Origin of the sequence: Aequorivita vitellina, assembly GCF_022008365.1 — a bacterium.
In the GTDB taxonomy this organism is placed as follows: domain Bacteria; phylum Bacteroidota; class Bacteroidia; order Flavobacteriales; family Flavobacteriaceae; genus Aequorivita; species Aequorivita vitellina.
The window spans coordinates 1-13,675 of the sequence record NZ_JAIRBA010000033.1; the positions used below are offsets into that span (position 1 = coordinate 1).

At 37.6% G+C, this 13,675-nt stretch carries 11 protein-coding genes; 2 read left to right on the forward strand and 9 right to left on the reverse strand.

Annotation, left to right across the window (positions count from 1 at the left end; translation table 11 throughout):
* The first annotated feature begins 256 nt into the window (after window positions 1–256).
* Window positions 257–814 (forward strand): REP-associated tyrosine transposase, encoded by a 558-nt coding sequence (locus K8089_RS13795; RefSeq protein WP_237603884.1) that lies wholly within the window; start codon window positions 257–259, stop codon window positions 812–814.
* Between the two features lie 266 nt (window positions 815–1,080).
* Here the strand turns inward: K8089_RS13795 and K8089_RS13800 are convergent, their stop codons facing one another.
* Together K8089_RS13800 and K8089_RS13805 are read right to left on the reverse strand one after the other, a co-directional pair.
* A complete protein-coding gene (locus K8089_RS13800; protein WP_237603885.1) occupies window positions 1,081–2,466 on the reverse strand; it encodes a DUF5689 domain-containing protein in 1,386 nt (461 codons plus the stop codon).
* 37 nt (window positions 2,467–2,503) lie between these two features.
* Window positions 2,504–5,269: a TonB-dependent receptor gene (locus tag K8089_RS13805; protein ID WP_237603886.1), complete on the reverse strand. Its 2,766-nt coding sequence runs from the start codon at window positions 5,267–5,269 to the stop codon at window positions 2,504–2,506.
* A gap of 134 nt (window positions 5,270–5,403) precedes the next feature.
* On the opposite strand from K8089_RS13805, the gene K8089_RS13810 reads away from it, so the two are divergent.
* Entirely contained in the window at window positions 5,404–6,462 is a 1,059-nt protein-coding gene (locus K8089_RS13810) for an endonuclease/exonuclease/phosphatase family protein (RefSeq protein ID WP_237603887.1), read from the forward strand.
* Between the two features lie 59 nt (window positions 6,463–6,521).
* Here K8089_RS13810 and K8089_RS13815 read toward each other — a convergent pair whose 3' ends face one another.
* The 7 genes from K8089_RS13815 to K8089_RS13845 form a co-directional block, all read right to left on the reverse strand.
* Window positions 6,522–6,962: a hypothetical protein gene (locus K8089_RS13815; protein ID WP_237603888.1), complete on the reverse strand. Its 441-nt coding sequence runs from the start codon at window positions 6,960–6,962 to the stop codon at window positions 6,522–6,524.
* Window positions 6,963–7,058: 96 nt separating this feature from the next.
* The gene (locus K8089_RS13820) at window positions 7,059–9,692 is read right to left on the reverse strand and encodes a TonB-dependent receptor (RefSeq protein WP_237603889.1); all 2,634 of its coding nucleotides are present in this window, start codon (window positions 9,690–9,692) and stop codon (window positions 7,059–7,061) included.
* Window positions 9,693–9,881: 189 nt separating this feature from the next.
* Window positions 9,882–11,114, reverse strand: a complete 1,233-nt coding sequence (locus tag K8089_RS13825; RefSeq protein WP_237603890.1) for a M23 family metallopeptidase — start codon at window positions 11,112–11,114, stop codon at window positions 9,882–9,884.
* Between the two features lie 29 nt (window positions 11,115–11,143).
* Window positions 11,144–11,917: a DUF3108 domain-containing protein gene (locus K8089_RS13830; protein WP_237603891.1), complete on the reverse strand. Its 774-nt coding sequence runs from the start codon at window positions 11,915–11,917 to the stop codon at window positions 11,144–11,146.
* Between the two features lie 98 nt (window positions 11,918–12,015).
* Window positions 12,016–13,176, reverse strand: coding sequence for a 4-hydroxyphenylpyruvate dioxygenase (hppD, locus tag K8089_RS13835; protein ID WP_237603892.1), 1,161 nt, complete (start codon window positions 13,174–13,176; stop codon window positions 12,016–12,018).
* A gap of 79 nt (window positions 13,177–13,255) precedes the next feature.
* Window positions 13,256–13,474, reverse strand: coding sequence for a hypothetical protein (locus K8089_RS13840; protein ID WP_237603893.1), 219 nt, complete (start codon window positions 13,472–13,474; stop codon window positions 13,256–13,258).
* Window positions 13,444–13,611 carry a hypothetical protein gene (locus tag K8089_RS13845; RefSeq protein ID WP_237603894.1) on the reverse strand — a complete coding sequence of 56 codons (168 nt, stop codon included), beginning with the start codon at window positions 13,609–13,611 and terminating at the stop codon, window positions 13,444–13,446. Before K8089_RS13845 ends, K8089_RS13840 begins: the two co-directional genes overlap by 31 nt.
* Window positions 13,612–13,675: the final 64 nt, after the last annotated feature.

The window sequence follows — 13,675 nt, forward strand, 5'->3', positions numbered from 1 at the left end:
TTTTAGTATACCATTAACTCTTTCTGCTAATGCGTTTTCATAGCAATTACCAGCTGCCGCCATACTTATTTCGGTTTTCTGTTTTTTCAACTGTCGCCCTCGCTGGCGCGAGCGTCCCGCTCGTGCCTTCTCCATCCACCTTCCACTCCTGCTGGCGCGAGCGTCCCGCTCGTGCCTTCTCCATCCTCCATCCACCATCCACCATCACATTATAAATAATGAAATTACAGTATCTTTAACAAACATTCAATTTTTTATGAGCAGAAAGTATAAATTTCACAATCCGAGTGCTGCATATTTCGTTTCTTTCGCAGTAATTAATTGGATAGATGTATTTACACGAGAAGCTTATTTTAATGTAATTGTTGATAGTTTAGACTTTTGCCGAAAACATAAAGGAATGGCTTTGTTTGCATATTGTATTATGCCAAGCCACATTCATCTATTATTTCGAGACGAAAACGAAAATCCATCTGGACTATTAAGAGATTTTAAGGGTTTCACTTCCAAAAAGATGATTGCTTGCATTCAAGAACATCCACAGGAAAGTAGGCGCGAATGGATGCTTTGGATGTTTAAACGGGCTGGAAATAAAAACAGCAACATTACGGGCAGTCAGTTTTGGCAACAAAACAACAAGCCTATTGAGTTATGGAGCACCCCGGTAATTAGAGAAAAGTTTGATTATATCCACAACAACCCTGTAAAAGCCGGTTTAGTTACTGAGCCTTGGGAATGGAAATACAGTAGTGCCAGAAATTATGCCGAGCTAGATGCGGTCATTGAAATTGACGACATTGGATTTCTTGGTTAGGTATGGCGTTTAGGGTTTTCGTAGTATGTTTTGGGTTCGTGTACGTTGAAGAGCACGAGCGGGACGCTCGCGCTAGCGGGGGTTGCTTACCAATTTAAAATAATCATCAAAATCTGCTTCGGTATAATGGCGAAAAACTAATCTTTTGGAATTCATTATTGCTATAATTTTCATAAAAGTAATACCTTCAAATTTATTTAATATGAAAAAAAGAAAAGACCGTCGAGAAGAAAACGGTCTGTTCACAAGAAATAATATTTCAGAAGCTATTCAACTACCGAAATATTATCTATTTGATAGGTTGTAGAAACCCCGTTTGACGCTCCCAAATATTGGTAAGCAATATAAACCACTTGTCCTTCGTATGCAGAGAGATCAATATTACCCGAAGGTGTAAATTCTGTGCCATAACTGCTTGTGTGGCCACTGGAAATTTCGGCGTTTAACTCAGCCCAATTAGCCGTTGCAACATCATCATCAAAATCTGTTGAAATTTTTACAAACAGCCCAGCGCCGTTATAAAAACCATCATTTGTTTCAAAAGTGAGGGTTGGCGAAGCACCGCTCGGTAAAATTAATCCGGGGGTAACCAACCAAACTTCACACGGATTTTCATTGGAATTATATGCCGAAATCTGCGCATATTTATTCGAATTAAATTCTTGAACGTCATAAAGTTTCGCGCCTCCATTTACATTTGTATTTGTCCATCCCTCAATAGATATAGCAACATCTGCCGGTTGCTCCTCAAAATTTTCTGAAAAAGGTAGTTCTATTGCATCACCTGTTCCGCCGCCACCGTTATCACAGCGCTCACCTTCCATTTGCACGTCATCAATATCGCGTATAAATAACTGCACATCGTTATTAAAACGACTTAAAATAGCAGTTAAAGTTCCATTGCCTTCGGGCAGTAAAATGCCTTTAAAATCTGCGAAACCACTAGTACGCAGGAAGATTAATTCGCCTTCACAGTTTTCCACATCGCGGTTTACACCGTAGGTATTATCGGGGTTTGCATAATGTGCCACGCCTGCGAGCCCATCGGGAAACTGCACGTTTTCAAATTTTACCAAGGTATTTAACAGTGCAACATTGTTATCATTATCGACTGCTTCAGCAATGGTTACCAATTGTGGAACCAGTGAATCGGTTTCGGTGGAACGCAAAATACGCTCTTCAAAATCGTCAATATTTATTCGGCCAATTTCATCTCCATCTTGAATTCCAATCGTTGGAAGCTCGGCGTATTGGCCAATATACAGCCCGTCAACTCGAAAATATATTTTACGTCCGGGCTCATATTTGGTATAAAGGTCAGTAGCATTGGTTGAAATAGCAACGCCAGCAGTAGGATTCTCCGGCTTGTCTTGTATAATTAGCGATTTATAAATATTGCCAGTTTCATCACTTGAAACCACATAAGCTTCAATATATAGCGCTCTATTTGACCCATCTCCCGCTTCAATAATTTTTGGTTCGTAACCTCTGTATCGCTCTTTTATAGAAATAATGTTTTCATTCACATCTACATTTGGTTCTTCAACGTTTATTTCGGGTATTTTATAGTCGTCGTCTTGAACACAAGCAATAACTAAAAGTCCCAAAAGAATTAAGAAGCTTAGTTGTTTAATGTTTTTTAAAGTTTTCATTTTGAATAATATTTTAATTCCTCTAAAATGTATATATCTAAAACCGAACGTAGAAATTTACGTAAAACGTGGTTCCGTAGCCATACCAGTATTTTGGCCCAAACACACGCGTATCGTTTGCCATATCTTCTGAAAGCGTCCGGTAGTTTGCACTTCTGCCTTGTTCAAAACCACCCGTTTTATATTCTTGGTCTAAAATGTTGCTAATGCTAGCAAAGAAGCCGAGGTAATAACTTTTAACCTTCCACGATTTTCCGCCTATTATATTTACTAAAATATAGTCGTCAAACTTTTCCTGTTTTAAGAGTTCTCTTGCAATTTCTGGATTGTAATCGTTAAAAGGGATTCCATCCGTATCTAAATAAAAATTGGCTGTCCTGGTAAGTGGCGAAACATCTATATAAGCATTGGAGAAATAATTTGTTGTGGAGCCAAAAAACCAGAACTCTGGGTTGCGATATTCAAAACCAATTTGGTACGCCTGTTGCGGCCCGCCAGCAACTTTGTAATCTTTTAAAGTAGATTTTCCGTAGTTTACAGCCCCGCCGGGAACATCAGTAAAATCATCGGATGTTAGGTATAGATTCGGATTGTTATCATACGTATTTTGCCCGTACGCTGCGGCAGCTTTCAATTTGATGGTTGGGGTTACTTGAGCTTCAATACCAAATTCGCCACCCAAATTTTTCTTGTCTATATCTGTTAAAACTTCTTGTACAAAAGCTGTGGAAGCACTTCTCCCCGGCACCGAAATCCCGTCGGCGTAATAGAAAGATATTTCGGAAGCATCCTGTTTTAATGTATAATATCCTGTTAATCTAGCTTTTACAATGGGTGAACGGAAAATGTAGCTGCCATCTATATGTATGTTTTTTTCTTCGGTTAAATCAGTGACTGTTGCATTGTTTTGACGCGAATTTGAAAAAGAATTTCGAAGGGTTGGCGCTTCGGTAAAATAGGCTGCGTTTACTTCAAAAATATGTCTTCCCGTAATTTTATACCTGCCACCCACCTTTCCGCCGTAGGTTGTAAAATCTAGTTTTTCACTTTTTCCGAAAGAATTTTCTGGAAAACTCCCATTGCGATAAAGACCGTTTCTTTGGTAACTAACCTTTCCCAATTTTCCCGCTGCGTACAAATCTATTTTTGAATAGGTGAATTGCCCCTGTACAAATCCATTGTAATCGGTGGCGTCGAGCTCAAAGTTGTATTTCATTTTATCTCCTTCCCCAACTACGCGATCTGGATTGTTTAAATCGCTTTGAGATTGGTCGCCAGAGTTAAAAGTATCAACATCTAAATAACCATTTCCACCGAGCAAATCGAGCATATTGGCGAAGTTTATTGAGTTCAAACTTCTGAAATTAACATTTGCAGTTAATGTTATATTCTCATTTAATTTTGAATTGAGAATGGTATTTGCAGAAAGTTGGGTGTCATCATTTCTATCTTCATATAAATAATAACGCGCCGTTCCGCCGTAAAAAATATTAGTTTCGTAAATATTCTGCCAATCTATTTGCCCGTCATCCACAAAATTTGAATACGCTTGGTACGCCCCTTCATAATTTGGACCAGCTGGATCTGCCAAAAAATAACTCGGCATTTTTTGATAGTAACTCGGATCGGGGTTTGGGGCATTGTCATACCCCAAACGGCTGTTTCCTATTTTTCCAAATTGATAACCTAAGTTGGTATTTAGATGGGTTTTTTCAGAAATATTCCAAAAATGGTTCAGCATAATAACGGGTTCAACCACTTCTTTTATCCGCGAATTGCGAATTTCATCATCCTGTTTTCCCCAGTATGCATTATAGCGCGTTCCTTTTAAATCATAAACTTCTTGCGTATTTGGTGAAGATTTTCCTCTTCTATTTGGAGTATAAAAAGCTGTAAGATTTAAGCTGCTAGCTTCGTTAAATCTTCTTTCAACTGAAACAAATAATGAATTGGCATCGTACAAAGTTCCCTCATTAAAACCTTCCTCGGCAAAACGGCGCGCCACCAAAATAGAATACGCCCAACCATTTGGCAGTAACCCACTGTTATAAGACCCCATTACCCTTCCGCGATAGCTACGGTTGCTTGTGGCGTACGAAATACGCCCACCTTTTCTGTATTGGGAAGCGCGCATAATAATATTTGTGGTACCGGCGAGACCTCCAAAATTATATTCATTTGCAGATATACCCATAGAAAACATTTGGTTCCGTTGCGCGTCATTAAGGCCGCCCCAGTTGGACCATTGCGGCCTACCGTTGTACATTTTATTCATCGCTAATCCGTTGATAAGTACTTTGCCGTCGCTAGAGTCGTAGCCTCTTGGCCTGAAGAATGTCGTGCTAAAATCATACGATGCCGCATTTAAAAAAACGTCTTTGGAAGCTTGCAGCAATCCCGAAATATTATACGAAGTTCCTTCATCTTCGTCCAATTCGTTATCGGAAAGACTAATAACGCCAATTTGAGCTTCAATTGCTGTTAGGTCTGGAGCCATTAAAATTGGATCTAAAGAAACGGGAGCGTTATCTTGAATTTTTATAGGAATTCGCAAAGTAAGATACCCAGGTTTTGATACTTCTAGAATTTGTTCGCCCTTCGGAAGGTTTTTTTGCGAAAATGAAAAGGTTCCTTCAGCATTGGTTGTGGTGCTATAAATACTATTTAGAATACTAATTTGTACGTCCGAAATAGGTTCACTGGAGTAAGTATCTATTACACGACCTACAACACTTGTATCTTGGGCAAATGAAGAATATATACCCAAAGTAAACGCTACCCATATATAAATGACGCATTTCATTTCTAAAAATAAATTTTAACAGGGGAGCGTTTATTAGTGATATTTCTATGAAAAACGCATAAATTTAATACTTTTTTGTTTTATTATCCAAATTTTCAGTTAATTTTATTATTATTTTGTTTTTACACAAAGGAATGAAGCTTTCTATACTACCTCTATTTCTCTGTTTATTTTATATTTCATTTTCATTTTCCCAAACCGAAAAGAAGTATAAAGTAAATACCATTGCGTTTTATAATCTTGAAAATTTATTTGATTATGAAGACGACCCCATTACTTTTGACAATGACCGTACCCCAGCAGGGAAAGATCATTGGACTCAAGAAATATACGAAGCAAAATTGCGGAATATGGCTAAGGTTATTTCGGAAATTGGTAAAGATGTTACTGGCACCTCCCCTGCGTTAATTGGTGTTAGCGAAATAGAAAACCGCCGCGTCCTTGAAGATTTGCTTAACCAAAAGCTATTGGTTAAAAAAGATTACGGCATTGTACATTTTGATAGCCCCGATCGTCGTGGAATAGACGTTGCGCTACTATACCAGAAAAAGCTATTCACCCCCACAAATTACAAAGCTTACGAACTTGTAATCTATGACGATCAAGACCGAAGTAAGCGCATCTACACCAGAGATCAATTAGTGGTTAGCGGAATGCTTGATGGCGAAAAAATACACCTAATTGTAAACCACTGGCCTTCGCGTAGTGGTGGCGAAGCCCGAAGCAGACCAAAGCGCATAAAAGCAGCTGAGCTGAACAAGAAAATAATGGACTCGTTATTTAGTATCAACCCGTATGCAAAAATTATAACCATGGGCGATTTAAATGACGACCCAACCAGTCCAAGTGTTAAAGATGTACTGAAAACTAAACACAAACGGACCAATATGCAACTGAAAGAGTTGTACAACCCAATGGAAGATATGTTTAAAAATGGTTTGGGTACCTTAGCGTACCGCGACAGCTGGAATCTATTCGACCAAATTATTATTTCGACAGAATTGGCGAAAAAAGATTTTTCGAGCTATCGTTTTTACAAAGCGGGAATCTTCAACAAAAATTATTTAGTAACCCCACGCGGAAAATATAAAAGCTATCCTTTCCGCAGTTTTGTAAATGGATATACGGGCGGATATAGCGATCACTTTCCGGTATATATTTACTTGATAGAAGAAAAAAAGGATGCCAATTAAAATACATAAGCGCGCGAAAAATCGCGCGCCTACAAATGCTCAAATTATATATATTTCTTTTAAAACCACTGGTTCCACGGAATTCTACTCAGCATTAAAATTAGAGCAATGGTATAGAATATTGCCAGTGTTTTAAACTTGCCGTGCGACAATAATTTCTTTTTGTGTTTTGAATACCCTATAGTTATAAAAACAACGGTTAAAATCATTACAAACGGATGTTCTACCGCGTAAAGCCGGAATTCAGAATTCTTCATTACTTCACCCATTCCTAAGTTTGTAATATTTTGTAAACCCAAAGGCGAAATAAAATAAAGAATTAACCCAATGAGCACTTGAATGTGCGTCACAATTAATGCAAATAGCGAAATTCTAAAATCTTTGGCTCCATATTCTCTTTTTGAGAAGAAACCTGCCAGTGCATTAAATGTTGCAAGTAGCACAATTAAAAGCACTAAATAAGCCCAGTAAGAATGAAGAAATTGAAAAGTTGTGTACATAGTTGATTATTTTTAGCGTGCTTCAAATATAAGGTTTATAAACAAAAAAAATGCCTCAAAAGTATGAGGCATTTTTATTAAACAGTTAAATGTTTATTAGAAATCGTAACGCAAGCTAGCGTTCCAAGTTCTTCCGTTACCATAATAGTAACCAAACGAGCTTTTTTGGCTCAAATACATTTCATTAGTTACGTTGTAAACGTTTGCTCTTACAGTAATGTCTTGGCCACCAAAATCGAATTTATAAGTAATTCCCGCATCCAATAGACTGTATGGAGAAAGACGTTCTGCTTGGTACACTTCATTATTTTGCGAAGAGGCAACTACGTCTTTAGCGTTTACAAAACCGTACAGATCTGAATAGATATTGTAATCTGCATCTACGCTTAATCCACCTACTACATCGTATTTAAAACCAAAGCCAAATGAAGTTTGTGGCGCGTTGCCCACTTTGGTTCCTGTTAGGTTAACATTACCTTCTTGTAAAAGATTGTTGGTTTGATCTTCTCTCGTTTCAAAAGGGGTTTTACCGTCGTACTTCCAGTTTCCAATACTACCAAAAGCGCGGAACATAAATGCGCTTGAGTGACGGTATTTTCCTTCAAATTCAAAACCTTTGTGAACTTGTGTTATATCGGTAAAGCGTTGGTATCTATCAACTTGCTCGATTGGATTGGTAGATGTTGGATCTCCTTCAATAAAGCTACCTGCTAAAAACCTGTTACCCCAGCTAGTATAGTACCCGTTTAAATCTAGACTAAATTTGCCTGCACGAAGTCTATATCCTGCTTCTAAACCTATAATTTCTTCATTATCTATTTCATTTTCACCCTCGAGCATATAGTTTGAGTTTCTTACATCTTCAAAAATATTATCAAGGTAAGGCTGTCTTGAATAATATCCAGCATTTACAAAAATGGTGTTATCTGGAATAAAAGTGTATCCCATTCCTCCTTTGGCATTATAACCCATTTTATTAACCTTATCAGACTTTCCAAGACCATTCACACCTTCAATTTCATTTCCTGGAGCGCGACCTTCTCTTTGGTAACTTTGTGTAGAAACAGCTCCTTGAACAAATGCGGAAAAATTATCTGTTTTGTATTCTGCTTGACCAAATCCACCAATGTAGTTAATGTTTTCTGAATAGTCATACGAATAACGTTGACCTTCATCGGCCGAATTAAATAAAGCAGCCCAAGGATTTGCTTCAAAAGTTTCGCTTAATACGTAGTCTTCTCCGCGAACACCATCGTAGCCAAAATTATCTGTAAAACCCTGAAGACCTAAAAGATCATTCAATTGACGGTAGTGGTCTCCTCGGTAAAATCGTGTATCGATACCAACATTTAGGTTGAAGTTATCGCTTACAGCACTCTCAAGATTGGAAAGAAAGCCATACCAGTTATGGTTGTTTACAGACATACGTCTTACAACTGAACCTAGACCATAACTTCCAATACCGTTTTCGGCTCCTGCAATATTATTTTCTTCAATGGCATCAAAATCAATTTCGCCGTTTCTGTCTCTAACAATGTTTCTTGAGCTTCCCAATGGGCCTGTTCCACCGCCACGCCCCCAAGATGCATACACCACAGAGGAAAGGTTTGTTTTTTCGCTAATGTTCCAATCCCAGTTTAAGTTAACAATAGGCTTGTGATAGTAGTTTCTTCTAAAAGTATATCTTTCGCCATTGTAAAATCCTGAATTGCTATTATAACGCTTACCATAGAGGGCGTACGTTTCCAAATCATCATCAAAGTTTTGATCGTGCCATTGTGGCGCCCCTGTTAACAAGAAGTTGAATGAGTGCGTGTCGTTTGGCACATAACCAATACCTATAAAATAGTTTTGACCTTGACCAGCAGTTCCGTCAGAATACTTTCTGTGTGCTTGCCAGTGGTCAAGTAAAAACGAGTAAGCCCATTTTCCTTTTAAACCAGAATCGTAACTAATAGTACCTTTAAAGTAGCTGTCGTTACCCGTCATAAAACGTGCAAAACCACCTTCTTTTCTACCTGCAGCACGCGATACAATGTTTACGGTACCACCCACTGAAGAAATAGCCAATTTTGAAGAACCCAAACCACGTTGTACTTGTATGGCATTGGCAACATCTGAAATACCAGACCAGTTAGACCAGTACATTTTTCCGTCTTCCATTCCGTTAATTGGTTGTCCGTTTAAAAGGAATGCAGTGTTTGTTTGGTCAAAACCTCGTAAAAACATTTGCGAGTCTCCAAAACCACCTGCTTGGTTAGAAACGTACACACTTGGCGTACTTTTTATAGCCTCTGGAAATTCTACGTTACCAACTGCCTTTGCTTGAATTTCGGCAGCAGTTATAGTAGAAACGGCAATAGGAGTTTGACGGTCTTTCGCCATATCTATAATTCCTCTTCCTACAATTACAACCTCTTCAAGTGCATCTGCATCAACGGTAATTTTTATATTACCAAGAGCAGTTGTGCCACCTACGGCGTTATAGGGAACCTTTTCAATAGTATATCCAATATATGAAATGGTAAGTGTACCCGAATTAGCAGAAGTTTCTAATGTAAAATTTCCGTCAAAATCGGTAATGGCACCGTTTGATGTGCCAGTCTCAACCACATTGGCTCCTGCCAAAGGATCGTTAGATTCAGAATCGATTACCGTTCCGGTAACCGTAGTTTGTGAAAAAGCGGCAAAACCGCCAAGTAAAAAAACAAGAAGTAAAAGTTTTTTCATGAAATTAAATTTTAGGTTTAAAAATTTCGGCAAAAATACAATCTTAAATAGTTTCTAGCCAATAAAAGCCATTAAGAAATTATTAAGATAAATACATTCTGAATAAAGATAAAATTTAAAGTTTAAATGCCTGTAAAAAAGAACGTTAGTTAATAACAAGGTTATTAACAGGTGAAATATTAAGCTATTTTAAAATACAATACAGTCTAATTTTTCTTTTAAAGGAGTAAGCGTTGCGAAATATTGGTCTTGCATTTCCACAGGAAGTGGTTTGGAAAAAGGAGTGTCATCTTTAAACGGATCTACCTCTTTTCCATTTTTCCAAAAACGATAACACACGTGTGGTCCGCTGGTATTTCCTGTCATACCAATCCAACCAATAACATCTCCTTGATTTACGTATTCGCCTACTTTCACATTTCGAGCCTTCATGTGTAAATACTGGGTTTCGTACGTGCTGTTGTGCCTTATTTTTACATAATTACCGTTGCCACCTCTTCTTTCAGATTTTGTTACAACTCCATCTGCAGTGGCCAAAATTGGAGTTCCAATGGCTGCTGCAAAATCGGTTCCGCGATGTGGACGTAATTTAAACCCGTAATATTTAATGCGCCTCTTAAGATTGTAACGCGAAGAAATTCTGCTGAATTTAACAGGCGATTTCAAAAAAGCTCTCTTTAAATTATTGGCAACTTCATCGTAATAGCCAGAAATTTTTTCGGAAGAATCTGTAGAATCCGAAGAAAATTTAAAAGCGTAAAGTGGTTTTCCGTGATGCTCAAAATAAGCGGCTTTTATCTCCTGAAGCCCACCGGGGATGGTGTCTTCTATAAACTTTTCGGTATAAACAACTTTAAAACGGTCTCCGGGCTGTAGTTTAAAAAAGTTAATGGTCCATGCGTAGATATTTGCCAATTCATCTGTCATATATGGACTTAAATTCTGCTCTTCCATGGTTGCCGATAGCGAGCTGGTTATTACACCCGAAGCCTCTCTTTCTTCATAACGCACAGGCTTTTGGCTGTTGTAAATTGAAAGCGTATCTCTAAAATCTACAACGGCAAAATCTACTTTATTGGTTTCGTAAATAAAAACTTGGGTTTTGTTTAAAGAATCTTTAGAGTTAAGAAGCACGTACGGTTTGCCTATTCCAATTTTGCGAACGTCAAAGCTGTCGCGGAATTTGGTGGCCACTTCCATTATTTTATCTTGCGATACACCGTTGGCAAAAAGAATATCGCCAAAGGTATCGCCTTTGCGAATGGTGTCTCTTACCACATTATATTCGTTAAGATTATACCCGTATTGTTCTATTGTTGGTACTTCAACAACTGTATTAGTTTCAGGAAAATCGTCTTTGGTATTATCGCACGCGGTAGTAAGTAGGGAAAGCGTTAGTGCGGCTAAAATTAATTTTTTCAATGCTGGGGAATTTTCGGTATTATTTACTCTTAATTTGCTATTATTTTAAAGGAGTGTTGCAATCCTTTGAATTCGGTTAAAGTGGCTTTTAAAGAACCAACTGCCAAATCTGCCTTTACCAATAATGGAATTTTATTTTTATCATCACTTATCCAAACAGTTAGGCTTTCCTTTTCTTTAAATACGCGACCAGACTGAACGTAAGGTCTAAAAATAAGCGTTCGGACGCGCCCAAAATTAGTATCTAAAATCTCTTTTCCAAGGAATTTTAGCCTGAATTTGTAATTTTCTTTGTCAAAAAACATGTTCATTTCAACAACATCTCCAGCTTTTATATTTTCGGTGTTTAATTGATTCCGAAGATAATAAAATGCCGAAATCATATCCTGTGTATCTTTAGGGAACGTAAAGACCGAGGTTTCATTGTTCTTTTTATCGTAAACCGTAGCCTTTTTTGAAGTATGGTTGAAATCTATCTCAATATCTTTGGTGTAACCACCTTCGTCTATTTTACGAATAAAACGATAGGGAATATCTTTTTCCTTATCGATATACGATTGATAATCGTCTTCAACTTTAAAAAACCATTTTGAAAGACCCACCGTTTCGCCATAACCGCGAACGTGAAAAACTTCTTTATCTTTTATTGAAGCACTCTTTACATTGAGCGTGGCGTAACCCGCAGTTACAAAGCCATAATGCACCCGAAATTTAAAATACTCGCCATCGCCATACGATCTATTCTGTGCGGACAGCGAGATGATAGTACCAAAAAGAAATAAAACCGCGAGCAGCTTTCTCATAGATTAGGGGGTTTTTATCACTTTACGAATTACAACTACCATTCCAAAAAATAAACCCCACCTTCATTAGACGATGGGGTTTCAATTATGTTACATTTCTATAAGGTTCCTCTCTGTTCTTGTTCGCGTTCAATAGATTCAAAAAGCGCTTTAAAGTTTCCTGCGCCAAAACCTTTTGCACCCATTCGTTGAATAATTTCAAAGAATAATGTAGGACGGTCCTCCAAAGGTTTAGTGAATATTTGAAGTAAGTAGCCATCTTCATCTGCATCAATCATAATTGATAGTTTTTTAAGCTCGTTGATGTCTTCTTTCATCATATTCATATGGTCGCCCAATCTTCTTGGAATATCGTCGTAATACGCTTGTGGCGGAGGCGGTAAGAACTCGATACCGCGTTCCTTCAACTGGCTTACGGTTTTAATAATATCGTCTGTTGCAACTGCTAAATGCTGCACACCAGAGTCTTCATAAAAATCTAAGTATTCTTCAATTTGCGATTTTTTAATTCCTTTAGCGGGTTCGTTTATTGGGAATTTTATACGGCCATTTCCATTGCTCATCACTTTACTCATCAAGGCCGAATATTCTGTGTGAATCTGTTTGTCGTCAAACGAAAGAAAATTTACAAAGCCCATTACTTCTTCGTACCATTTTACCCATTTGTTCATTTGGCCCCAGCCTACGTTGCCTACCATATGGTCTATGTATTTTAAACCTGTTGGGGTAGGGTTGTAATCGCTTTTCCATTCACGAAAACCTGGTAAAAAAGTACCGTTGTAGTTTTTACGCTCTACAAACATATGCACCGTTTCGCCGTAGGTGTATATTCCGCTTCGCACAACTTCGCCGTGTTCATCTTTTTCAACAGTGGGTTCCATATATGGTTTTGCGCCGCGTTTGGTGGTTTCTTCAAAAGCACTTGTAGCATCGTCAACCCAAAGTGCAATAACTTTAACCCCATCGCCGTGTTTTACAATATGGTCGTTAATTGGCGATTTACTGTTTAGAGGGGTGGTTAAAACGAGCGTTATTTTATCTTGTTTAAGCACATAACTCACTGAATCTCGCGAGCCTGTTTCCAAACCTTTATAGGCGAATGATTGAAAACCGAAAGCCGTTTTGTAAAAATGTGCAGATTGCTTGGCATTACCAACGTAAAACTCTACGTAATCGGTGCCCAATAATGGTAGAAAATCTTCTGCGCCCTCAAATATTTTTTCCAGTCCGTAATCGACTGATTTTACTTCTTTGCTCATAATTTAAATCTTTAAAATTTTAAGTTTTTAGGATTATGCCTTGTATCCCAAATGGTAAGTATTTCTATTAAATCTTCTTTTATTCTATAAACTCTTTTATAATTTGAATTCTAACATCTATCATTGCGGTTTTTATTCCAGCTGTTGGGTAAATTGCCGCAACCTTTACCGCTTCATTAAAAAAATTTTCTAACTTTTTTGCATATAAAATAGATTTGTTCCTATTTGTCCAATATTTATAAATGGCTAATTTATCTTGTGTTGCCCTTATAGTCCATCGGATTTCACTTGAAGCCATTTTGCAACTAATTTTTCAGTTTCTTCTTGTGAATAATATCTACCGCTATCTGCATCTTTAATGCCCCCATTTACGAGCTGTAATTTTGAAGGAGAAAATTCGTAAACAGTTTCAAAATCTATTTCAGAAGAAATCAAACTGAATATTTCATTAAGAATATTTTCATCTTCTATTGAATTTACTCGTTATATTATTTTTTGC